Raw genomic sequence first — 24,479 nt, 5'->3', positions numbered from 1 at the left:
ATCATCGCGCAAGCATTTTGGGGTGGATTGGCCGACGCCACTGCGGGCGGAAAACCGGCCTTGCCGGTTCGCAGGTCTGTTCTGAAATGGCGCGCCCGGCAGGATTCGAACCTGCAACTCCAAGCTTAGAAGGCTCGTGCTCTATCCAGTTGAACTACGGGCGCGCAAGGCAGCCCCGGTAGCGCGTTGCGTGGGCCGGGAAAAGCCATAGAGTGCGTGTCCATGGATACGGGGCACGAACGGGCGGTCGATGCGAGCGCGCTGCCGGGGCAGGCGTTTCGCTATTATGATTTCGTGATGGCGGCGTTCGTCGCGATCCTATTGCTGTCGAACGTCATCGGCGCGGGCAAGGTCGCGCAGGTGACGCTGCCCGGCATCGGGTCATGGCCGTTCGGCGCCGGTATCCTGTTCTTTCCGGTCAGCTACGTGATCGGCGACGTGCTGACCGAGGTCTATGGCTATGCCCGCGCGCGCCGCGTGATCTGGGCGGGCACCGCGGCGGTCGTGTTCATGGCGTTCATGAGCTGGGTGGTCGTCGCCCTGCCCCCGGCGCCGTCCTGGGGCAATCAGGCGGCTTATGCCGTCATCTTCGGTCAGGTGCCGCGGATCGTGCTGGCGAGCGTTCTCGCCTTCTGGGCGGGCGAGTTCGTCAACAGCTATGTCATGGCGCGCATGAAGGTGTGGACTGGCGGCAAGCACCTGTGGACCCGCACGATCGCCTCGACCGTGTTGGGCGAAGGCGTGGACAGCCTGATCTTCTATCCCGTCGCCTTCTTGGGCGCGGAAGGCTTCACGCCCCAGCTGGTCGTCACCGTATTGTTCACGCAATGGGCGCTGAAGGTGGCGTGGGAGGTCGTGCTGACGCCGCTGACCTATGTCGTCGTTGGCGCGCTGAAGCGGGCCGAAGGCGTCGACGTATTCGACCGGGGTACGGACTTCACGCCGTTCCGCGCGCGGGTCTGATCGACCGCCGTACTCCGCAGGGATGATCGCTCATCCCCCTCGACGGGCAACGGTCGCCGCAGCCTCCTCTTCAACAAATAATGCCGCGCGCCCGCACACCGAAGGAAGGGATTCACTTTTAGCCGCTAATCAGTCGGTTATGGCTACAATCGCGCCCCTGCCCTCACCCCCCGCATCGCCCGTGACGCGGGCCGTGCGGGGGCGGTTGTCGCGAGTCGTGGCGACTCTCACGCGCTTCCGACAGAGCGGCACCAGGCAGACATCGCCGCACACGCCTGGTCCCGCCGATAGCGAACTGGACGAGATGCTTGCCGCGGCGCAGTTCCGGGCGCTGCGTCATCAGGTGCCGAGCCTGCACCTGATCCTGCTGATCAACGTCACCTTCCTGACGTTCATCACCTCGTCCGCGCGCGCCGCGCCCGTCACCTATCTGCCCTCATGCGTCCTCGCATGCTCCAGCGTGTTCCGCATCCTGAAATGGCGGCGCGTCCATTATGCCGGTGCGGCGGCGGCACGGCGGATGTTCGCCTCGACCGTCCGCACCTCTTTGCTGTTCGGCCTGAGCCTGTCCGCGTGGAGCGCCTGGGTGCTCTATGCCCGCAGCGCGGACGTCGCCGCCTTCATCCCGTTCTTTGCGGCGCTGTCGACGATCGCCTGCGCGGTCTGCATGGTCTCGCTGCCCCGCGCCGCTTATGCCGTGATCTGGTCGGGAACGGTCCCGATGGTCGTCGCGATGATCGCGACAGGCAATCCGGCGCTGATGGCGGCGGCGGCGAACCTGTCGGTCATCGCCGTGCTGCTGTTCGCCTGGATGCAGCGCCAGCACCAGCAATTCCACGACATCGTGCAGGCGCATGCGACGACGATCGAGCGCGAACGCGAGGTCGCCCACCTCGCCTTCAACGATCAGCTGACCGGCCTCGCCAACCGCCGCGCCTTCCTCGCCCGGCTGGACGAAGCACAGCGGCCGGCCGGCGAACGGCTGGACACCACCGTCGTGCTGATGGACCTCGACGGGTTCAAGGCGGTCAACGACCGACTGGGCCATGGCGTCGGCGACGTCCTGCTGCGCCGCGTGTCGGATCGACTGGCGCAGCATGTGCCGCCCCAGGCGCTGTGCGCGCGGCTGGGCGGTGACGAGTTCGCCGTGCTGCTGCCCACCGCCGACGCGGCCGAGGTCGCAGAGGCCGCGCAGCGGATCGCGGCGATATTCGACCAGCCGATCACGATCGGCGACGACGTGATCCAGCCGCGCGGATCGATCGGCCTGTCGACGGGCGATGTCTGGCCCGGCGATCCGATCGACCTGATGCATCGCGCCGATCTCGCGCTCTACGAGAGCAAGGCGCTCAAGCAGGCGCAGCCCTATGCCTTCCACGTCGGTTTGCAGCAGCAAAGCGATCGGCGCCGCATCATCGAAACCGCCTATCAGGATCCGGCCGCGCTCGCGCAGCTCGACGTGCATTTCCAGCCCATCGTCCGCACCGGCAGCGGCGAGGTCGTCGCATTCGAGGCGCTGATGCGCTGGCAACACCCGCACCTGGGCAACGTGCCGCCGGACGAGCTGTTCGCAGTCGCGGACCGGGCACGCGTCGCGACGCATTTCACCGACCATCTCTTCGCCCGCGCGCTCGCCAGGGCGACGCAATGGCCGTCGCACCTCGCGCTGTCGTTCAACGTCACCGCGGGCGAGGTCGGGCCGCATCTGTGCGCCATGGTCGCCGCCGCCTGCGAACGCCACGGCTTCCCACTCGATCGCCTGATCGTCGAAATCACCGAAACCGCGCTGCTGCGGGACCTGGAGGTGGCGCGACGGACCATCGCCGAATTGCAGGCGCTCGGCGTCCGCGTGGCGCTGGACGATTTCGGCGCCGGCTTTGCCTCGATCGGATACCTCAAACACATCCGGTTCGACCTGATCAAGATCGACGGCGGCCTCGTTCAGTCGATCGCCGAATGTCCGCTCGCCGGTCAGTTGCTGATCGGCGTCGTCGAGCTGTGTCGTGCGGTCGGCACGCCGATCGTGGTGGAACAGGTGGAGACGCAGGCGCAGCTGGATATTCTGCGCGTGCTGGGCGTCGACAAGGTGCAGGGCTATCTGCTCGGCCATCCGACCGCCGATCCCGATCTCACCCCACAGCCCTCGCTGCGGGCCAACCAAATGTGACGGCACCCGCCGGGGGAGCGCGGCCGGTTCCATGGCTGCCCGAGCGCTGGGCCCGGCGACGTCGGTTGTCAGCGTATCGCACCACGGCTAGAGCCGGCACCATGGCGGCTTCGAAGAACGCACCCGACCCGGCGGCGCCGCGCGCCAATTATCATCGGGGCAATGTCGTCGAGGATCTGCGCAAGGTCGCTGAACATATCCTCGCCACCGAAACGCTGGAACATGTCACGGTGCGCCGCCTGTCGCGCGAACTCGGCGTGACGCCCGGCAATTTCTACAACCATTATCCCAGCATCGACTTCCTCGTGCTCGACATCGCGCGCGAGGCGTTCGATCGGCTCGAGGTCGTGTTGCAGGCCGCTGCCGCGACCAAGGATACGAAGGTCGACCGGCTGATCAGCCACGCCCAGATCTACGTCCGCTTCGGCGTCGCCCAGCCCGAGCTGGTCCGGGTCATGTTCGGGCGCACCGATCGGGGCACGATCCATCCGGGGTTTCGCGCCGCCTCGCTGCGCGCGTTCGTCGGCATGGCCGAACTGATCTATGGCGAGGGTGGGTTCGACCTCAGCGATACCGCCGCGGCGCATCGCAACTGTCCGCTCGCCTATAGCTGTTTCGCTTTGTGCATCGGTCTGGCGCGAACGATCGGCGCCGGCCAGTTCGACATCGACCTCAGCCGCAGCGAAGATATCGACCGGTTCGTGGACCTGACCGTCCGGCCGATGGTACAAGGGGCGATGGCGACGTTTTAGCGAGCATCGGATGGTCGATGCCGACCGACCGCTCTGGCATCCGGCGCCCCCGCCCCGCGCGCGCCGATCACGGCTCGACGACGATACCGTTCGCTTCGGATCGCACCTTTAGCCCGTACGCGGAGTGAAGGAGGTCAAGGAACCCCGCACTGTTGTCGATCTGGAACGTCCCGCCGATCCGGATGTCGGCGGTGGACGGATCGGCGATACGGATCGGGCGGTTGGTATAGCGGTTGAAATCCGCCACCGCGTCCCCCAGCCGCTGGTTGTCGAACACCAGCAGGCCGTCGCGCCATCCGGTCATCGCTTCGACCCGCGCCGGTGCCGCCAGCGCCACCAGCGTGCCGTGCGATTGGGCATAGGCGATGTCGCCCTGTCCGATGACGGCGGAGCGCGTGCCCGTGCCAGCGGTCGCATCCTCGATCCGCACCCTGCCCGACAGCACCGCCACCGTCACCTTGTCCCCATCCCGGCGAACCGTGAAGCGCGTGCCCAGGACGGTCACCGTTCGCGGCCCCGCATGCACGACGAAGGGATCGTCGGGGCGGTGGACGATATCGAAATAGGCCTCGCCCTTATCCAGCCAGACCTCGCGCCCATGATCGGCGGCCGCGGTGCGCACAACGGTCGCGGTGTTCAGTTCCACCCGGCTGCCATCGCGCAGCGCAATCGCATGGCGAACGCCGACCGGCGTCTGCACGCGCACCGGCGCGGACTGCGATGGCGACGCCGTGTCCTGCGCACCATGCCCCAGGCCAAAACCCGTCGGCGATCGCAGCACCGTGGTGCCGATCCCCACCGTCACCGCAAGCGCGGCGGCGATCGCCCCGATCGCGCGAGGGCGGGCGCGCAGCACAGCCTGCCAGCCGCGCCGCGCGCGCGATCGCGGGGCGGCGCTCTGGAACCCAAGCGCGCCGACCCGGTCTGCCGCCGCCCAGCCGTGGCGCAGACGCCAGAACGCGGCCTTGTGCGCCATCTGCTCGTCCAGCCACGCGGTCAGCGCGGCGGCGTCCTCGGCGGACCATTCCCCGCTTTCCTGTTGGACGATCCAACGCGCGGCGGTTTCTTCGATCATCGTCGCGCGGTTCATTGGCGGCGCGCCTTGCCGGTGCCGGCCGCGCCGCCGCGACGGATCTTGCCCGCGCCGCCCAGCATCGCATCGGCCATCGCGCGGATACCGAGCACCAGCTGGCGTTCGATCGTATCGATGCCGACGCCCATGCGCGCCGCCGCCTCGCGGGTCGACAAGCCTTCGATCTTGCGCAGGCGCACGACCTCGCGGCAGCGCGGAGGCAGCCGCTCGATCCCCTCCTGCGCCCGGCGCAGCGCGTCGCGCGCATCCAGATGGCGGTCGGTTGCGGACAGATCCACGCCCTGGTCGACGCTTTCCATGTCGGCATAATGTTCGAACTGCACGATCCGTTCGCGCTTCGCCCGATTGACCAGAATATTGCGGGCGATCGTGAAGACATAGCCTGGGGTGTTCGTCGGCAATTCCTGCCGCCCGCCCGTCAGCGCCGCCTCATATATGTCCTGCCGGATATCCATGATCTGCTCGGCCGTCCGCCAGTTACGACGCAGATAGCGGGTCAGCGACGCTTCCAGGGGAAGCACCTCCTCGCAAAACCACCGCTCCAACTGCCTGTCGTCTACCATCGTCCGCTCGAGACACTCCTTCGTCCAAGGGGTTCGGCCGTCATGACAATCGGCCGCGTCAAAACCCTAACGGAAAAACGCGACAAGCCCCTCTCCGACCACTTTTGGCGAAAAGTTCCACGATCGTAAACTTTTTTGAAATCCGATGTTACGGGTTCGTGGCGCCCGAATGACAATCTTGCCGAGCGGCGTGATGGGAGCGACCGCAACAAGGGGGCATCAGATGAAAAGACGGGGTGTGGCGATCGCCTTGGGGGCGAGCATGCTGACGGCCTTTGTGCCAGGCCATGTCGCGGCGCAGACCACGCAGGGCGTACGGGCCGCCCAGCGGTTCGATATTCCGGCCGGGAGCTTGGCGGCGGCGCTGCAAGCCTGGAGCAAGGTGACCAAACTCCAGATCGTGTATCGGATGGACGATGTCGGCCGCAAGCGGACGAACGGCATCCATGGCGACTATGCCCCGTTGCTGGCGTTGCAAGGCCTGCTGATCGACACCGGTCTGAAGATCGTCACGACGGAGGATGGTGCGGTCGCCCTCCGCCCTTTGGCCGGCGACGAGGTCGACACCAGCGCCACGCCTGACATCCTCGTCAACGGCAAGGTCAATTGGTCGCTCAACACCGGCATCGAACGCACGCAGGACGATAGCCAGCCGTTCATCGTGCTCGGTCGCAAGGAGATCGAGCGCAGCGGCGCGCCCAACCTCGAAACGTTCCTGCGCAACCAGCTGAACGTCAACACCTCGCCCACCGTCGGCGATCAGGCGATCGGCGGCAGCACCGCAGCCGATCCCCGCCGCCCGATCGGCGTCAGCGCGATCAACCTGCGCGGCATCGGCCTGCGCGACACGCTGATCCTGGTCGACGGTCGGCGTCAGCCCGGCATCAACCTGGGCAATGGCGACATCACCCAGCCGTCGATCACCGGCATCCCGATCGCTGCGGTGGAGCGGATCGAGGTTCTCGCCTCGTCGGCCTCCGGCATCTACGGCAGCGGCGCATCGGGCGGCGTCATCAACATCGTGCTGCGCCGCGACTTCAAGGGCGCCGAACTGTCGGCGAACTACGACAACACCAGCGATTTCAAACAGGGTCGCGGCTCGATCGATCTCACCGGCGGCCTGCCGCTGGAAGGAGGACGCACGCGCCTGACCTTTACCGGCAATTGGACCAAGCAGCTGGCGCTGCGATACGGCGACCGCGACAATCTGCGCCGCCGTGGGCTGGACGACATCCTCGCCAACGACCCCGGCTCTTTCTATGGTGGCTTCACCAATCCGCCGCAGGGTTCGCTGGTCAACTTCAAGACGCAGGACGGCTCGCCGCTCCAGCTGAAGCCCCAATATGGCGGTCAGACGCTGTCGAGCGGCCTGGGAACCATTCCCAAGGGCTATGCGGGGATCGCGAAGGCCGGCCTAGCTCCGCTGCTCTCGTCACTCGGCACCTTCAACCTCGACCAGCCGAATACCGCCGCCGGCACCGGCGCGCGCGCGCCGCTGCTCTATCCGATGAATCAGTACAGCGGTTCGGTCGCGGTGCGGCGCACGTTCAACAGCTGGCTGACCGCCTATGCCGAAATCGGCATGTCACATTCCTCGGCGGTCAACACCTTCTCCAACACGCTCAACTCGGTCTTCCTGTTCGCGTCGGCCCCCAGCAACCCGTTCACGCAGGATCTCGCGATCGCGTTCCCGGCCAATCCCGCCTATGATGCCCGGATCAAGCAGGTGTCGTCGACACTGCGTACGCTGGGCGGTGCCATCGTCCGGCTGCCGGCAGACTGGCAGGCGGTCGCCGAAGTCTCCTACTCCAAGTCCAACTTTTCGGTCGCGAACAGCCCGCCGGCGATCAACGCGTTCGCTTCCAACGATCTCCAGTCCGGGGTTCTGAACGCGCTCGTCGATACCTCGACCTATCCACTCCCCTTCACCTACGACAAGACGCCTTATTATCAGCGCCAGCAGGACGGCAAATCGAGCAACGTCGCGCCCTCGCTACGCCTCGCCGGGCCGCTGCCGTTCTCGCTGCCGGGCGGCAAGCCGCAATTGACCGTCAACACCGAGATCAACACCCAGAAACTGGACTCGCGCCTTCTCACGCTGCTGACCGACGATGGCGCGGTCACCACCTTCACCCCCACCGCGCACCAGACGACCAAGTCCGTCTATGGCGAAGTCGTATTCCCGATCCTGGGCGACAAGCATCAACTGCCGCTGATCCGATTGCTGGAATTGCGCCTGTCGGCACGGCATGAATCCTATAGCGGCGACGGCACCGATACGTCGGACCCGGTATCGTGCGCGACGCCGTTCGAGGCGAAACTATATAATTATTTCGACAACTGCCCGCCGACGGGAACTGTCATCGAGCGATCGACAACCACCAATGCGCATACCGATCCCAGCATCAGCCTGCTCTGGTCGCCGATCGATGGCGTCACGCTGCGCGGCTCGTACACGACCGGCTATCTGCCGCCACAGCTCAGCCAGTTGGTCAAGGTCCCCCGCCCGCAGATCACCCTTCAGATGCGCGATCCGCAGCGTAACAACGAGTTGATCGGCACCCAGATGTTCGGCCTTGGCGTCATCTCGGGATTTTCGGGCGGCAATCCGGCCGTTCGGCCGGAATCGTCCAAGACGTGGACGGCCGGCCTGATCCTGAAGCCGCATTTCATCGACGGCCTGCGATTCTCGGTCGACTGGACGCGCATCCACAAGCGGGACATGTATTTCGATCCGCTGCTGCTGCTTTTCGGTGCCGTGCAGTCGCAGTTCAACCAGTTCATCACATCCAACCCCGACCGCGTCACGCGCGGCCCGGCATCGGGGGGCTTTGCCGTCGGGCCGATCACCGCGCTGGACATATCGCTGATCAACCTGACGTCGCTGGTCACCTCGGCCTATGACTTCACGCTCAACTACGACACGAACCTGTTCGGCGGTCAGCTGTCGGCCATCGGTCGTGCGACCTATGTCGACCAGTTGGTGATCCAGCCGTTCGCCGACACGCCCGCACAAAATTACGCAGGCGTCGTCACGGCCGGTTTCGCGGCCGGCACCAGTGCATCCGGGTCCCTGCGCTTCCGGGGCAGCGGGTCGCTGCAATGGACGAAGGACCGGCTCAGCCTCGGCTGGCAGACGCGTTATCTCAGCGGCTATTACCTGACGCTGGATCGCAGCGTCGTGGCCGCGCAGGGATCGGCAAAGGTCGCCAGCCAGATGTATCATGATATGAACATCAGCTACCGCCTGCCGCAGAAGATGACGGTGCGTTTCGGCATCAACAACATCTTCAACAAGATGCCGCCGCTCGATGTGACGCAGGCGCCGCTCTATTACAGCCCGTACGGCGATCCGCGGCTGCGCAACTTCTATCTGGGGGTCAGCAAGTCGTTCTGACCCCGGCCGCCGCATCCCGTCGAAACGACGGGGTGCGGCGGATCGTCGACAGGCGCAGCGCGGCCGGACGCCGCCCCAAACACGGTCCTCGCCATTACGGTTTTCCCACCCCCGATTGTCCTGTCCCGCGACGGTTCCGCACCCCTGTCACGGTGCCGAACCGTCGTTCGACCAGTGCCTACCCCAACCGATCAAGGATAAGTCGATGAGCCTGCGTATGATGTTGATGGCCGGTACGGCACTGATCCTGGCCCCCGTCCCGGCCTTGGCCGGACGTCCCGCGAACGCCGCAACCACCACGGCATCCCGCCCGGACACCACCCCGGCGGAGCTCGTCAAGCTGGTCCGCGACTTCACCATTCCCTATCAGACGTTCACGCTGCCCAACGGCCTGACGGTCATCGTCCTCACCGATCACAGCGTGCCGATCGTCTATACCAGCATCAATTATGCCGTCGGCTCCACCTTCGAGCCCGCGGGGCGCAGCGGCTTTGCCCATCTGTTCGAGCATCTGATGTTCAACGGCAGCGAGAATGCGCCGGGCGACTATTTCAAATATCTGCGCGACGCCGGGTCGATCGGCGTCAACGGCAGCACCGGCTATGATTTCACCAACTATCACGAAGCGGTGCCGACCGGCAGCCTGGACCGCGTGCTGTTCGTGGAAAGCGACCGGATGGGGCATCTGCTCGGTGCGATCACCCAGGGCGTGCTCGACGAGCAGCGCGGCGTCGTCCAGAACGAAAAGCGCAACAACGACAACAACCCCGCCAGCATCCTGGGCTACAGCCGCCGCAGCGCGATCTATCCCGCCTCGCACCCCTATGGCCACAGCGTCATCGGATCGATGAAGGATCTGAACGCGGCGTCGCTCGCCGACGTGCATCAGTGGTTCAAGGATTATTACGGTCCGAACAACGCCACGCTCCTGCTGGCGGGCGACATCGATCTCGCGACCGCCAAGGAAAAGGCGATGCGCTATTTCGGCGACATCCCGCGCGGGCGCGCGATCACCGCGCCCGCCGCCGAGCCGCCGGTCCTGACCGCGCCGATCAACCAGTCGTTCACCGGCCCCGTCTCGACGGCTCAGATCGCCCGGACCTGGCCCGTGCCCGGCGGGCGCGACCCGGCGAACTTTTCGCTCGACGCGGTATCGGGCCTGATGACCGGAATCGACGGCGCACCGCTGTTCGACAAGCTGGTGCGTCAGGAGAAGCTGTTCAACAATCTCAGCGCCGACAACACGACCTATCGCGGCGTCGGCGAATTCACCATTTACGGCTCGGTCCGGAAGGGTGTCGATCCGAACGTCGCGGCAAAGGCGCTGGACGACGCGATCGCCGCCTTCCTGCGCAGCACGCCGTCCGCCGATGCGCTGGAGCGCTACAAGGCGACGCGGATCATTCCGGCGGTCCGCAACAACGAGACGATCGAGGCGCGCGGCGGCCTGTTGATGCAGGCCAATTCGGTGCTCGGCTCGCCCGCCAAATATAAGGACGACCTGATGGCGTATCTCGCCCTGACCCCGGCAAAGGTCATGGCCGATGCGCGCAAGTGGCTGGGCCGTCCGGGCTATCGCGGCATGATCGTCCCGGGACCGCGCATGACCGCGGCGGGCGACGAAAGCGTCGCAGGGACCGAGGTGCCCGATGCACCCAAGACCGCCGTCGTCGCCCCGCAAAGCGGCACGCGCGGCCCCATCCCCGGCGTCGGCGAGCCCCAGGCCGCCCGCTTCCCGCCGGTGCAGCACGCCAAACTGGCGAACGGCATTCCCGTCCTCTACGTCCAGCACGACGCCGTCCCCTTCACCACCGCCGAACTGTCGTTCGACGTGGGCAGCGTCGACGATCCCGCCGGCAAGCCCGGCACGATCCGCGCGATGTTCCAGATGCTGGACGAAGGTGCGGGTGGCCATGACGACCATTGGTTCAAGCAGCTGCGCGAACGGACCGGCGCGGCGATCTACGGCAGCGCGCAGAACACCGATTCCGGCGTCTCGTTCGCGGCGCCCAGCGCCAGCCTGGACACGACGCTCGACACGATGATGCTGATGCTGACCCGCCCCGACTTTCCGCAGGATCGGCTGGAGGAATATCGGCGGCAGGAATTGTCGCGCGTCACGGCCGCACCGACCAGCCCCGGCACGTTGTTGGGCACGGCCTTCACGCAAGCGCTCGCGCCCGGGACGCTGCTCGCCAAGGCATCGCAGGTGCCCAGCGTGGCCGAGGTCGACGCCATCACCCGCCCCGATCTGGAGGCGGCCTTCCGTCGCTGGATTCGCCCCGAAGAGGCCAAGCTGGTCATCGTCTCGAACGAGCCGCTCGCCACGCTCCTACCGAAGCTGAACGCCACGCTGGGCCATTGGAGTGTGCAAGGGCGCGGCCCCGCCCCGGTCGCGCTGGACCCGCGCCCGGCGCTCGTCACCGGACCGCCCAAGATCGTGCTGGTCGACATGCCCGGCCAGGTCCAGGCGTTCCTGGGGGGCGGGCAACTGGTCGACATGCCGCGCAGCTATGAGGGCGTCGCACCGCGTCTCGCCAACATCGCGCTGGGCGGCGAGTTCACCTCGCGCATCAACATGAACCTGCGCGAGGACAAGCACTGGACCTATGGCGCGTCGGGCAATTTCGACGTCAACGATTTGGGGTCGAGCTATCAGGTCGAGGTGCAGCTGCAACCGGACAAGGTCGGCCCCGCGATCAAGGAGGTGCAGAAGGAGCTGAACGCGATCGTCACCGACCGGCCGATCACGCAGGAGGAGTTCGACGAGGCCGTCGCCAACACGCTGCGCAAGAATGTCGCCTCGTTCCGCTTCGGCGGGCAGGTGATGGCTGCTGCCGCCATGCTCCAGCGCAATGGCTGGCCGGATGACTTCTTCAGCACCTTCGACGCGCGCATTCGCGCGGTGGCGCTACGCGACGCGAACGCCGCGATGCGGCAGTATCTGCAGCCCGCCAAATGGGTCTGGACCGTCGTGGGCGATGCCAAGACGATCCGCCCGCAGCTGGAAGGACTGGGCCTGCCGGTCGAGGTGGTGACCCCGGCCCAGGTGCTGGCCAAGCATTGAGGTGCACCGGGGCGAGGCCGATCCTGCCTCGCCCCGGGCGGCCATTGGCGCGGACGCGCTCCTCTTTTGACATGGGACAGGCCATGGACATCGATCATATGCCGCGCGTCCGCCTTTGCGGCATCATGGGGCGGGCGCTGTTCGCTGCCGGGTTATCGGCCAGCATCGGCGCACCCGCCGCTGGCCAGACCGCGCCACGGCCGATCGGCAACGCCGTCGTCGACCTGAGCCCGCCGCTGCCCCGCCCCAGCGGCCCATCCTGCACCGTCACCTTGTTCGACCGGCGCGAGTTCCAGGGCGACGAACCCTTGCCACTGGCCTACCGCCCGCCTGCCGACTGTCCCGGCCCGTGGCGCAAGGTGGTGCTGGAGGCGGACTTCGACGTCTCCACGGGTACGCAATTCGATCGCTCCGCCGACCTGACGCTGGGCGGTGCCACCCTCTTCCTCGGCACGACGATGGAACCCGGCGATACCTATGCCCCGCATTGGCATGTCGCCCGCGACGTAACCGACTATGCCGCGCTCCTCCGCACGCCGACCGACGGCCGGGCGACCTTGGTCAACTATCTCGACAAGGACCATGATGCGCATGTCCATTGGGGCGCACGTCTGGTCTTCTACGCTGGCGAGGCGCCCGCTCCGAACGGCGTGGTCCTGCCGGTGACAGCGGGACTGGCGCGGCTCGACCCGCAAAAGCCGCTGGTGTCACGCACGATCCGTTTCCCGCGCAACCTGACGAGCCTGGCCATCGACCTGTTCGCCATCGGGCAGGAACGCGAGGAATTCTGGTACGATTGTGCGCCCGGCAATCTCGCCCAGCGCAACATCTTCGGGCCGCCGCCCTGCGACGCACCGTATCGCGAGGTGGAGGTACGGATCGACGGACGGCTGGCGGGCGTCCGCTCCGTCCAGCCCGACATCTTCACCGGCGGCATCAATCCCGGCCTGTGGCGACGCGTGCCCGCCCTGCGCGCGCTGAACCTGCCGCCCGCCCGGGTCGACCTCACGCCGTTCGCCGCGCTGCTCAACGACGGCCAGCCGCATGTGATCGCACTTGCGATGCCGACCGCCGGCACGTTCTTCCGAGTGTCGGGCACGCTGATCGGGACGGTCGATCCCACCCGTCCGGTGGTGACCGGAGCGCTGACCGCCAACACGCTCGCCCCCGCGCGCATCGTCACGCGACAGCTTCGCGCACCACGAGGGCCGAGCGCGATCGGCACGGTGCAGACGATCGCCACGCGCGCCGACCGTGTCGAGGGCTATGTCGACACCCCTCACGGCCGCGTGGTCACCCGCGTCGCCTATGACCTCGACCAGCGGCTGACCAACACCCGCGACACCGGCGTGTCGAGCAAGCGCTATGCCGCACGCCAAACGATGACCGTCACGACGCACGGCGCGACGCCATCGCGGCGCCGCATCGCCGAACGCGACACGCTGGCCATCGACATCGGCGTCCAGCCACCACTCTATGGGGTACGAAATGGCACGCAGATCGCGCAAGCCAGCGAGCGCACGATCAGCGGCGATGGCCCCGACAACGGCCGCACGGCACAGACGCTGACGACCTTCGCCCCCAGCTTCTCGCTGTTCGCGCCGCCGCAGCCCACGCCGAACCGGGTGACCGTGACCGCACACGACACGGGTGCGGGCGGACGTCGCTATGACAGAACGGCCGTGGTGACGGACGACACCGTCGTGTACACGTCCGGCACCACGACGCCCCCTGCCCGATAGGCGGCGCAGAGCCCCGCGTCAGCAGGCGGGCGGCGGCCCCTTCAGCGTCATTTGCGGCATCCGGCAATCGACCTCGCCCTTCAGCCGCGGCGCCGCGCCACTGATGTCGACGACATAGGGAAAGCGCGCGCCCTCCGTCGATCCGGGCTTCTGCCAGCCAAGCGATTCATACACGCCCGGCGTCGCCGTCACCGCCAGATACAGGCGCGCATCCTTGGGAATACGATAGGAGACCGTGGCGCTACCGGTCCCCTCCACCGCGCTCAGGCGGGAATAGGATGCATCCGTCTCGCCTCGCACCGCCACCAGCGCGAAACGCCATGCCGCGTCCTTGGCGGTGGTGGCGCCGGTCAGGCGTAAGGACACGGTGTCGCGATGGCCGGTCGGGGTCAGCGGAATGAGGTCCGTGCCGAACTGGTGCAGCACCTGGTCGGACTGCGGCACGAAACGGCCCGGCCGGTCGCCCGTGACCAGCGCGGCAAAACGCGTCCCGCCGAAGACGAACCGCGACTGGGCAACCGCGTCGAGCAGCGCGCGTTGGTTCATGAAGTCGAGCGTGACGAGCCGCGCGCCATACCATCCCATGTCGTCGGCGAAGGAGCGAAAGCCCTTCGGATAGGCGCCCGATGCCGTGCCGAGCCGCAGGATCGTTGGCACGAAATCCTCGGTCGACGCCCCAGAGGCGGTCCGCGCATTGTGGGTCCACCCCGCCCAGACGAGCGGTCGCGTGCGCGGATCTTCGAACAGCATATTGAGGAACGGAAACGCACCGTAGCGCGCATCGGGCCACAAAGGCCCGACATATTGCCGGTTGCCGTAACTCCCGATCCACGTCGTCGATCCCGGCACGAGCAGGTTTCCAAGCCAGTTGCCGCCCGCTTCCCAGATCGCCCCGGCGCTCGGACTGTCGCGCAGGCCGCCCGAGTAGAATTGCATGACGTGGCCGAATTCATGCGCGAACGTCTTCGATCCGTAATTCAGCATGCTCGCGGCGATCCAGATGGCGGGCGAGGCGACTGGCGTGCCCGACATCAAGTCGCCGTCCGCGACATGGGGGCGCCCGGTGCCGGAGATGTACACCGCGATGCGTCGGCGCTCGCCGGCCGGACGGTCGGCATAGGGCATCGGTGCGCCCGTCAGATCGCGGCTCAGATGCCACACCTGCTCCGCCCACGCCCCCGCGCGGGTCAGGACGGTGCGCCAGTCCTGCCCGGTGTCGCGTGCATAGGCATAGCTGTCGCCCTTGGTGTTCGTGCCGTACCAGAAGACGAAATGCTGGGTCTCGTACTTGGCGATCCTACCGGCCTCGAGGTCACCTGGCTCCACCTGCCCCGGCTCCAGCACGGTCGCATAGCCGTTGGGATCGGGGGTGGGGGGATGCCGCGCGACTTCGGCGGCGATGATGGCTTGGTCCGCAGAGACGAACGAATCCGCCCGGAACGCGCGATAGCAGCCCGCCGCGGTCACCATCTCCACGATCCGGCGCGCCTCGCCGTCGTCGACGCCATAGGCCTGCACCATGCGCGCGCGGAACGGCGCACCGATCGCCAGCCCCTCGCGTTTACTGCCGTCATCGTCGATCGTCGCGGGCTGGCGGATCTGCCGGATCGGCGTCCAGCGTCGCATCGGATAACGCCCCCATGGCGCCAGCGTCGTGTGACTCCGACACCCGGACGACGCCGCAGCGAACGCGGACGCGGGCGCGGCGTGCAAAGACGCCGTGCCGATCAGCACCGACACCAGCGCCACCCATCGCACTCCCCGCGCCATGCGCATCACTCCCCCACCCCACGACCTCTCGTCCTGCAATACGACAAGGCACGATCGAAAAGCCGTAACGCCGCCACAAGATCGCACCGCACCATGCATCTCGATGAAACCGCCCCTCGCCGCTTGGCAAGCCGGGATCGCCGCAATAGGTCGGCGCGGAAGACCCCGCCTCCCCACCTTTCACCCGACCGACAGCGTGCCGTCGCACGCGATCGGCGCCACCGTAGAAAGACCCGCGTGCTGAGCATCGAAGCCTGGCTGCACGGCGGCATCGCCACGTTGCTCGCACTGGCGGTCGCGCTGTTCCTCAGCGAAGCACCGACCCGCGCCGGTCGCTACGGCGCGGCCCTGGCATGTGCCGCCTTGCTGACGGAAGCGGCCGCTTTGCCGTTCGTCCAGCATAGGCAGGCGCTCGCCACACTGCTGCAACTCGCCGGATCGGCGAGTTTGCCGCTGTTCTGGCTGTTTGCCCGTTCGTGGTTCGAGGACGATTTCCGCCCGGGCGTTGCCGAACTGGGCTTGGCGCTGGGGTATCTCGGCGTCAGCGCAGCGGTGATCGGCGGCGAGCGGGGGACGCATGCACCGCTCCATCCGCTCGATGGGATTCTGTACGTCGCGGGCATAGCCCTCACCGTCGATGCGCTGCGCCATGCCTGGCAGAACCGCGCGACCGATCTGGTGGAGGCGCGGCGGCGCGCGCGCGTGGCGTTCGTCGTCATCGTTACGATCGTCGTGCTCTGGACGATCGGTGCGGAGATCGTCGGTCGGGCCTTCGGCCGCTTTGCCATGGCCGGTATCGCGAGCGCGATCGGCATGGTGACGGGGACGTTCGGTCTCGCGCTGCTGCTGTTCGGCCTGCGGCATCGGGACATGTTCGCATCCGCCGCGCCCGACAGCACGCTGCCCCTGGTGATCGCCGCCGATCCGTCCCCGCCGCAGGAGCAGGACGAGCCGCTCGCCCATGCGCTCGACAGGGCGATGATGCAGGACCGCCTGTACCGCGAGCCCGAGCTGACCATCGGCGCCATCGCCGCGCGGCTCGACGTGCCCGAATATCGCGTCCGCCGATTGGTGAATGGCCGTTTCGGGCATCGCAACATCAGCGACTATCTGAACGGACTGCGCGTGGCCGAGGTCTGCGCTGCGCTGGCCGACCCCGAACAGGCGGACGTCCCGATCCTGACCATTGCGATGGACGCGGGCTTTGGCAGCCTGGCGGTCTTCAACCGCAGCTTCAAGGCGCGGCTCGGCGAGACGCCCAGCGCCTACCGTCGCCGGCATCTGGAGACTCCGCCCCTGTCGGACTGATCGATTCCGAAATCGATCGGTCGAAATCGGAAATCCGGGAGGCGCGGCGAGTCGCACCCGGCATGGCGCGCCCGTTCCGCTTTCTGGGGGCCGTCATGCCGTTTGCTCGCCACCGTCACTTCGTCGCGCTTCTGTTACCCCTGTCCGGCTTGTACGCCTGTGCGTCGCCACCGTCGCAGCAGCCCGATCGCAATACGGCGATCGTCGATGTCGTGCCCGGCCATGCCGCAGGCGGCGCGCTTCGCCAGTTCAGCGGCGTCGTGCGCCCCTATCGCGAGACGATGCTCGCGTTCAAACGGCCCGGAAGGCTGCTGACGCTCACCGTTGAGGTCGGCGATACGGTGCGCGCCGGTCAGGTGCTGGGCCGCCTGGTCAAGGCCGAAGCCGACGCCGGAGCGGCGCAGGCCGAGGCCGAGCTTGCCGCCGCCACCGCCGATGCGCGGACAGCGCAGGATGCGGCCGACCGGTCGCGCGGACTGGACGGCGTTGGCGCCTTGTCGAGCGCCGAGGTCCGCCAGCGGGCACTGGCCGCCCGCGTCGCGGCTGCCAAGGTCGCCGCTGCCGCTGCGGTCGTCCGGCGCAGCCGCGACATGCTGTCGGACGCGGTACTGGTCGCGCCGCAAGACGGGGTCATCACCGCGCGCCTCGCCGAACCGGGCAGCGTCGTCGAGGCGGGCGGGGCGGTGCTGAAACTCGCCAGCGGCGCGCCCGAGGTGGAGATCCACGCACCGGCCGATCTGCGCCTGACGTCCGCGACGATGGCCGATGTCGGCGTACCGGGCCGGGCGGGCACGTTCACCGCCCGGCTGCGCCGCCTCGCGCCGGAGGGCGATCCGACGTCGCATCTGCGTGATGCCCGCTTCGTCCTGAGCGGCACGGGATCGCCGCCGCCCTACAACAGCATCGTCACGCTTACCCTGCGCACGCCCACGCCGGACCAGCAGGTCCGCGTCCCCCTGTCCGCCATCGGCGATGCGGACAGGCGCCCCTATGTCTGGACGCTGCAGCCCGACAGCCACATCCGGCGTCAGCCGGTGCGGATCGCGGCATGGCTGGGGCGCGATGCGCTGGTCACGGGTCTGCGTGATGGCCAGTCGATCGTCGCTACCGCCGCCGACACGCTGGTCGACGGACAGAGCGTGGTCGATGCCGGTATCGAGCCGGGGTTCCACTAAGCCATGGACCGGCTCAACCTCTCCCGCTGGGCGATCCGACACCCCGCCCTGGTGGGTTTCCTGATCGCGCTGCTCTTCGTCGCGGGCGCGGCGCAGTTCCTGGCGCTGGGGCGCAACGAAGACCCCGGCTTCACGCTGAAGGAAATGATCGTGTCCGCCCGCTGGGACGGCGCGAGCCCGGCGCAGATGCAAGCGCAGGTCGCCGATCCGGTCGAGCGCACGCTGCGCGGGATCGACTATCTCGACTATCTCCAGACCTATTGCCTCGAAGGCGCCTGCGTCATCACCGTCGAGCTGAAGGACGCCGCCCCTCCCGGACAGGTCAAGGATGTCTGGCAACAGGTCCGGCGCAAGCTGAAGGGCATCGAGCCCGCGTTGCCGGCCGGCGCATCACTGGCGGCGAGTGAGGACAATGCCGACGTCTATGGTTACGTCTTTGCCCTGACCGGCGCGGACAATGCCCGGCTGGTCCGGCTGGCGGAGCAGGCGCGCGATACGATGCTGCGCGTACCCGGAGCGGGCAAGGCCGAGATCATCGGCGAACTGCCGCAGCGGCTGTTCGTCGATGTCGACCCGCGGCGGCTCGCCGGCATGGGCCTGTCGCCCGGTCGCTTGGCCCAGGCACTGGCGCAGCGTCAGGCGATCGCCCCGGCGGGCGGCGTACAGGGTGCGATGCAGACGCCCGTCCGGCTGGACGGCGAGGTGGACGATGTTCGCGATCTGGAAAGCGCGTCGATCCCGACGCCGTCGGGCGCGATGCGTTTGGGTGATGTGGCGACGGTCGCGCGGGGCTTTGCCGATCCGCCCGAGGCGGTGGTGCGCCACGACGGTCAGTCGGCGGTCATCCTGGCGGTGTCGATGCGGCCGAGCGCGGACGGACTTGGCTTCGGCAAGGCGATCCGCGCGGCCGCCGAGCAGGTTCGGCGCACACTGCCCGCCGGTGCGCGGCTGACCCAGGTCGAGGACCAGAGCGCCAATATCCGCGAGGCGGTGAACACCTTCCTCATCAAGTTCTTCTGCGCGTTGACCGTCGTGCTGGTCGTCGCCTTCGTCACGCTCGGCTGGCGGACGGGGATCGTCGTGGCGCTATCGGTGCCGCTGACGCTGGCGATCGTCGCTTTGTACATGGGGGTGGCGGGGATCGGGCTGGAGCGGATTTCGCTCGGCGCGCTGATCCTCTCGCTCGGCCTCCTGGTCGACGATGCGATCATCAGCGTCGAAGCGATGGTGGTCCAGATGGAGCAGGGCGTCGATCGGCATGAGGCCGCAGCCTATGCCTGGACGCACACCGCCTTTCCGATGCTGACCGGCACACTGATCACCGTCGTCGGGTTCCTGCCGGTTGGTCTCGCCCAGTCGACGACCAGTGAATATGCGGGCGGCATCTTTTGGGTGACGGGATCGGCGCTGCTGGTCAGCTGGATCGTCGCCGTGGTCTTCACCCCAATCCTGGGCGTCAAGCTGTTGCCCGACATGGCGCGGGGGCATGGCCATGCCGCCGGGCCGTCCGGGCTATACCGGCGACTGCGCGTCGCGATCGAGAGGGCGCTGAACCGGTGTTGGCTGGTCGCCGGCATCACGATCGCGCTGCTGGCGGTCAGCTTGCTCGGCGCGACACGCGTGCGGCAGCAATTCTTTCCCTATTCCGACCGGCCCGAGGTGATGGTCGACCTCGCGATGCGGCCGGGAAGCTCGATCGAGGTGACCGCAGCGGCGACCCGGCGGCTGGAAAATCTGCTGCACGGCGACCCGCGCATCCGCAGCATGGACAGCTTCGTCGGTCGCGGCGCGCCACGCTTCTATCTTCCCTATGGTCCGGCCTTGCCCAATCCGGCGAACGCGACGATGATGCTGGTGGCCCGCGATCTGGCGGCGCGCGATGCGTTGATCGATAAGCTGGAGCGGATGCCGGGCATCCCGGGCGCGAGCCTGCATGTGCGTCGCCTGTCGCTGGGGCCGAGCCTGGGATCGCCGGTGCAATACCGGGTGACCGGGCCCGATCCCGCCCGATTACGCGCGATCGCTCAGCGGATCGCCGCCGTGCTGCGCGCCATCCCATCGTCCACGGCGGTTCAGATCAACTGGGGGATCGCCGCACCGGTCGCGCGCTACCGAATCGATCCGGCGCGTGCGGCGGCGCTGGGGGTGGACCGGGCACAGGTGGCGAGCGATCTTGCCGCCACCTTGTCGGGCGCGCCCGGCGGCGCGGTGCTGCGTGGGACGAAGCGGATCGGCATCATGGTACGCGGCCGGGCCGAGGATCGGCACGACTTGGGCGGTCTGATCGACATGCCCGTATCGACACCGCACGGCATGGTGCCGCTGAGCGAGGTCGCGACGCTGTCGCCGACCACCGAACAGCCGATCGTCTGGACGCGCAATGCCGCGCAAACCATCACGGTGCAGGCCGACATGATCGGCGACGTCCAGGCCTCCGAGATCGTCGACGCCGACGCTTCGCGCATCGCCGCCATCCGTGCTGCGCTGCCGCCCGGATATGACATCGCGGAGGGCGGCGACGGCGAACTGTCCGCCGACGCCAACCGCGCGATCTATCGTCTGCTGCCCGTGACGATCGGGATCATGCTCGTGCTGCTGATGATCCAATTGCAGAGCCTGCCGCGAACCCTGCTGGTGCTGGCGACCGCGCCGCTGGGGATCATCGGCGCGGTGGCGGCGCTGCTGCTGACGGGCGCGCCGTTCGGCTTCGTCGCGCTGCTGGGGCTGATCGCGCTGGCCGGGATGATCATGCGCAACACCATCATCCTGGTCGATCAGGTGGAGATGCACCGGGCCGAGGGGATGACGGTGCGTGCCGCGGTGATCGAGGCAACGATCGGCCGCGCCCGCCCGGTGGTGCTGACCGCCCTGGCTGCCGTGCTCGCCTTCATCCCCCTGTGCTTCAACATCTTCTGGGGGCCGATGGCGATCGTGATGATCGGCGGACTGATCGGCGCGACCATCCTGACCTTGGTCGCGCTGCCGACCTTCTACCTCTTGCTCTTCGGCCGCGAGGATACTGCCAAGGAGACCGCGCATGATTGATCGTCGCACCGTCGGCGCGGGCTTGGCCGCGCTGCTGCTGCTGGGCGGCTGCACGGTCGGCCCGGATTTCCATCCGCCCGTCGCCGACCTGCCCGCGCGGTGGCCGGGGAGCGTCGCAGCATCGACCCGGCCCGATGCGCCCTGGTGGCGCAGCTTCGGCGACCCGCTGCTCGACCGGCTGGAGGATGAGGCGCGCGCCGCCAATCTCGACCTGCGCATCGCCGAGGAGCGGCTGGTCGCGGCGCGGATCGCCCGTGACGCCAAGCATGCCGACAGCCTGCCGCAGGTGGGCGCACAGCTCGGTTATAGTCGGAACCGCATCGGAACCGCTGGGCTGGCCGGCGTCCTGGCGCCGCTGCTGGGCCAGTCGCCGAATGCCGCCGACGCTACGATCCCCAAGGGCTATGCGTTCGATCTCCACCAGACCGATATCAGCGCCAGCTGGGCCATCGACCTATGGGGCAAGAACCGGCGCGAGGTGGAGGCCGCCACCGCCGGGGCCGCGCAAGCGGACGCCGCCACCCGGGGTGCGCGGCTGTCGGTCGAGGCGGCGGTCGCGCAGACCTATTGGCAATGGCGCGGGTTGGTGGAGGAGCGCAGGCTTGCGCTCCGCGAGCAGGCGCTGGGCGACCGGATGCTCGCGATCGCCACCGCACTCCAGACGCGGGGCCTCGCCACCGGCATCGACGTCCGCGCGGCGGATCGGGAGCGGCGGGCGAGACAGGATGCGCTGCTGACGCTCGACGCCGATATCGCGCGCACCGCCCGCGCCTTGACGGTGCTCGTCGGCCGCAACCCGGATACGCCACCGCTCGACGCGACCGATCGGTCCGCCATGCCGATGCTGGCCGCCCCTGCGCCCGGCATCCCCAGCGATCTCGCCCGACGCCGACCCGACATTCTGGCCGCGGAGGCCGCGCTGCACGCGGCAACTGCCGCGATCGGTGCCGCGCAGGCTGATTTCTACCCCAGCCTCAACCTCTCCGGCCTCTTCGGCATCGACGTGTTGAACCTAGCCGATTTCGGGTGGGATGCGCGTACTGCCGGCGTCGGCCCGGTGCTGTCGATCCCGATCTTTGCGGGTGGGCGGCTGCAACGCCAATTGTCGCTTCGTCGGTCCGAAGAGCGCAGCGCCGCCCTTACCTATCAGAAGACGGTGCGCGATGCCTGGCGCGAGGTGGACGATGCGCTGGCCATGGTGCGGATGCTCGACCGACGGCGGGCGCTGGCGACGATCGACAGCCTTGCCCAAACGCAAACCGTGGCCGCGATCGAGGCGCGATATCGGCGCGGCGACATCGCCGCCGGGCCGCTGATCGAGGCGCAAGCCGCACAGACCGCCGCCGAGCGGGCGCTGCTCCGCCAGACCATCGCTGGCGCGCTCGCCCGCATCCAGCTGCACGTCGCCCTCGGCGGCTGATCGAAAGGTTCTTCCTGTGTCGAAATTTGCTGTCTTTGGCGCGACGGCATGGCTGACCGCCTGCCTGTTCCCCGCACCGGCCACGGCCCAGTCCCGTCTGGACACCGACCCCCTCGATCGCGACATCGTCGCGGTCGGCGCGGGGTTGGCGGTCGTTCCCGACTATGAGGGTTCGGATCATTACCGCCTGGTCGTCGCGCCCGCCGCGATCGGATCGGTCAAGGGGCACAGCTTCGTCGTCGCCGGCAACCAGGCCAGCCTCAATCTGCTGGGCGATCGACCCGGGCCGGTCTGGCAGGTACAGGTGGGGCCGTTTGCCCAGATCAATTTCAATCGCAGCGCTATACGCGCTATTCACGATCCTCGTGTACGGGCGCTCGGTGCGCTTGGCCTCGCCGTCGAAATAGGCGGCTATGTCGGGGTCCAGAAGACGGAGGTCGTGACCAGCCCCTATGACAAGCTCACCATGGCGCTGTCTTATCGGCACGATGTCTCCGGCGTGCATGAAGCGGGGGTCTGGCAGCCCAGCCTGACCTATTTCACGCCGCTCTCGCTTCATGCGGCGGTGGCCTTTACGGCATCGGCCGACATCGCCGAAGATCGCTATGCCCGAACCTATTACAGCATCTCACCCGCCGACAGTATCCGAAGCGGCCTGCCCGTCTATGATGCGAAGGGAGGGTTGAAAAGCTGGACCATCGGCCTGATCGGCGTTCGGACGGTGCGTGGCAATCTCCTGCACGGCGTCCAACTCGTCGCGGTTGGCACGTACGGGACGATGACCGGCAGCATCGGCGATAGTCCGATCGTCGCGCAGGCCGGGTCTCGCGGCCAGTGGCTGGGGGCGCTGGGGCTCGCCTATAGCTTTTAACCGGCAGTGGGGCGGTAGCCGTTACGTTTGGCGATGCTGCTGGCCGTCATTCGGTGGCGTAGCGTCGTGAGGCGAGGTGAGCGGATAAGCCGCGGCGGCAAGGCAGCAGGCCTGTCCCGCGGATTGGGCGGCGCATGTGCGGGCGGTTCTGTTGTGAGGTTACGCTGGGGATGGATGCGGGCTCAAACGCACGAAAGCCCCGGACCGGGTGGTCTGGGGCTTTGGTGAGGGTTGGTTGCGGGGACAGGACGGTTTAGCAACCTGCGGAACGTGTAACTATCTGAAATACTTCAACTATTGCCAGCGGAAGGCGACCGGCACCCCGTTCAATACCCCATTCACAGATCATTCTCGGCAAGTGGGGTATAAAGTACGACGAACCGCTTTGCAGATCTGGTCAGTGCCTCGGATAGGTCAAGCTCAACGCGGCAGAGCGGTCAAGGGCCTCGGATTTGCCATTGGACCGGGCCTTAATCAGAAGCAGATTTGCCCTTGTGGGGTCCCTCCCTTGCGCACCAAAGCGGACCTTCCGCTTTCGCCCAATTGCGGACGTTCACTGATTGCGGCAAACTAAGGAGATGTCAGCGGAAGACCTTGCGGATTTGAAGAAGGCAGCCCTGCCGGTATTTCTGCTCATCGCAATCGGATGGTACGCCGATACCCGTCCGCACGTCCCGGCGGCATCGACGGTGAATGGGGTCTACTCGAACCCGTGCTGCGGCAAGTTTACGATCAGCAACGGCGTAGTGCTGACCGGCAACTCTCGGGTGCCATTTGACCTAGAAAACATGAAGTTTGGTCTTACCGCCTTTCCGAAAGCGGAGATATTAGTTCAAGATGGACGAGTGCAGGCCTATCAAGACGCTGATCCCGGCCCTCTGTCCTTTGACAAGAGTGGAACAGTGGTAACGGTCTGCAGCGACAGGCTCTGTAAGCGAGCGTTCCAATTCAGACGTGTGTCGCCCCTTCTGAACGGCAGCTAACCTCCCATGAGCGGACGTCGTTTGGGCGAAACCCGTTTCGCTGCGATCGACATATCCAGCGCCCCACGCTGGTCTTTATGCCCGCCCTTTTGGAGGCTGGCACCGGTATCCCGAGCACGCCAATACGATTGCTCCAACCGCGGTCATAGAAAGATGGTCTAGC

Annotated in this window: 15 protein-coding genes and 1 tRNA gene; 12 read left to right on the top strand and 4 right to left on the bottom strand. The window is 67.3% G+C overall.

Translation table 11 applies throughout. The features are described 5' to 3' along the window. Positions 1-87: 87 nt before the first annotated feature. Positions 88-164 (bottom strand) — tRNA-Arg (locus ACP7A3_RS11870). Positions 165-222: 58 nt separating this feature from the next. On the opposite strand from ACP7A3_RS11870, the gene ACP7A3_RS11865 reads away from it, so the two are divergent. From ACP7A3_RS11865 to ACP7A3_RS11855, 3 genes are all read left to right on the top strand, one after another. Continuing rightward, positions 223-963: a queuosine precursor transporter gene (locus tag ACP7A3_RS11865; RefSeq protein ID WP_426255710.1), complete on the top strand. Its 741-nt coding sequence runs from the start codon at positions 223-225 to the stop codon at positions 961-963. A gap of 217 nt (positions 964-1,180) precedes the next feature. Further along, positions 1,181-3,130, top strand: a complete 1,950-nt coding sequence (locus ACP7A3_RS11860; RefSeq protein WP_426255709.1) for a putative bifunctional diguanylate cyclase/phosphodiesterase — start codon at positions 1,181-1,183, stop codon at positions 3,128-3,130. Between the two features lie 101 nt (positions 3,131-3,231). Continuing rightward, positions 3,232-3,882, top strand: a complete 651-nt coding sequence (locus ACP7A3_RS11855) for a TetR/AcrR family transcriptional regulator (protein ID WP_331360170.1) — start codon at positions 3,232-3,234, stop codon at positions 3,880-3,882. Positions 3,883-3,949: 67 nt separating this feature from the next. On the opposite strand, the gene ACP7A3_RS11850 is transcribed toward ACP7A3_RS11855, so the two are convergent. Together ACP7A3_RS11850 and ACP7A3_RS11845 are read right to left on the bottom strand one after the other, a co-directional pair. After that, positions 3,950-4,972: a FecR family protein gene (locus ACP7A3_RS11850; protein ID WP_426255708.1), complete on the bottom strand. Its 1,023-nt coding sequence runs from the start codon at positions 4,970-4,972 to the stop codon at positions 3,950-3,952. Then, on the bottom strand, positions 4,969-5,538 hold the full coding sequence (locus ACP7A3_RS11845; RefSeq protein ID WP_024310307.1) for an RNA polymerase sigma factor: 570 nt from the start codon (positions 5,536-5,538) through the stop codon (positions 4,969-4,971). Before ACP7A3_RS11845 ends, ACP7A3_RS11850 begins: the two co-directional genes overlap by 4 nt. 262 nt (positions 5,539-5,800) lie before the next feature. Here ACP7A3_RS11845 and ACP7A3_RS11840 point away from each other — a divergent pair, with 262 nt between their 5' ends. The 3 genes from ACP7A3_RS11840 to ACP7A3_RS11830 all read left to right on the top strand — a co-directional run bounded on the left by ACP7A3_RS11840 (position 5,801) and on the right by ACP7A3_RS11830 (position 13,744). Further along, positions 5,801-8,935 (top strand): TonB-dependent receptor, encoded by a 3,135-nt coding sequence (locus ACP7A3_RS11840; protein WP_426255707.1) that lies wholly within the window; start codon positions 5,801-5,803, stop codon positions 8,933-8,935. Positions 8,936-9,140: 205 nt separating this feature from the next. Next, positions 9,141-12,002, top strand: a complete 2,862-nt coding sequence (locus ACP7A3_RS11835; RefSeq protein WP_426255706.1) for a M16 family metallopeptidase — start codon at positions 9,141-9,143, stop codon at positions 12,000-12,002. An 83-nt stretch (positions 12,003-12,085) separates the two neighbouring features. Further along, positions 12,086-13,744, top strand: a complete 1,659-nt coding sequence (locus ACP7A3_RS11830; RefSeq protein WP_426255705.1) for a peptide-N4-asparagine amidase — start codon at positions 12,086-12,088, stop codon at positions 13,742-13,744. Between the two features lie 18 nt (positions 13,745-13,762). On the opposite strand, the gene ACP7A3_RS11825 is transcribed toward ACP7A3_RS11830, so the two are convergent. Beyond that, positions 13,763-15,370, bottom strand: a complete 1,608-nt coding sequence (locus ACP7A3_RS11825; RefSeq protein ID WP_426255704.1) for a DUF6055 domain-containing protein — start codon at positions 15,368-15,370, stop codon at positions 13,763-13,765. A 381-nt stretch (positions 15,371-15,751) separates the two neighbouring features. Between ACP7A3_RS11825 and ACP7A3_RS11820 the strand changes: the two genes are divergently transcribed. The 6 genes from ACP7A3_RS11820 (at position 15,752) to ACP7A3_RS11795 (ending at position 24,316) form a co-directional block, all read left to right on the top strand. Beyond that, positions 15,752-16,822: a helix-turn-helix domain-containing protein gene (locus tag ACP7A3_RS11820; protein WP_426255703.1), complete on the top strand. Its 1,071-nt coding sequence runs from the start codon at positions 15,752-15,754 to the stop codon at positions 16,820-16,822. A gap of 95 nt (positions 16,823-16,917) precedes the next feature. Continuing rightward, complete coding sequence (locus ACP7A3_RS11815) at positions 16,918-17,997, top strand: efflux RND transporter periplasmic adaptor subunit (protein WP_426255702.1); 1,080 nt, start codon at positions 16,918-16,920, stop codon at positions 17,995-17,997. Between the two features lie 3 nt (positions 17,998-18,000). Further along, the gene (locus tag ACP7A3_RS11810; protein ID WP_426255701.1) at positions 18,001-21,042 is read left to right on the top strand and encodes an efflux RND transporter permease subunit; all 3,042 of its coding nucleotides are present in this window, start codon (positions 18,001-18,003) and stop codon (positions 21,040-21,042) included. Beyond that, the gene (locus ACP7A3_RS11805; RefSeq protein WP_426255700.1) at positions 21,035-22,462 is read left to right on the top strand and encodes an efflux transporter outer membrane subunit; all 1,428 of its coding nucleotides are present in this window, start codon (positions 21,035-21,037) and stop codon (positions 22,460-22,462) included. The genes ACP7A3_RS11810 and ACP7A3_RS11805 overlap by 8 nt, the downstream gene beginning before the upstream one ends. Positions 22,463-22,478: 16 nt before the next feature. Then, positions 22,479-23,333, top strand: a complete 855-nt coding sequence (locus ACP7A3_RS11800; RefSeq protein ID WP_426255699.1) for a MipA/OmpV family protein — start codon at positions 22,479-22,481, stop codon at positions 23,331-23,333. A gap of 602 nt (positions 23,334-23,935) precedes the next feature. Continuing rightward, positions 23,936-24,316 carry a hypothetical protein gene (locus tag ACP7A3_RS11795; protein WP_426255698.1) on the top strand — a complete coding sequence of 127 codons (381 nt, stop codon included), beginning with the start codon at positions 23,936-23,938 and terminating at the stop codon, positions 24,314-24,316. Positions 24,317-24,479 lie beyond the last annotated feature (163 nt).

The organism is Sphingomonas sp. DC5200-1 (assembly GCF_049897245.1).
Classification (GTDB): domain Bacteria; phylum Pseudomonadota; class Alphaproteobacteria; order Sphingomonadales; family Sphingomonadaceae; genus Sphingomonas; species Sphingomonas aquatilis.
This window is presented reverse-complemented; position numbering and strand designations above follow the sequence as displayed.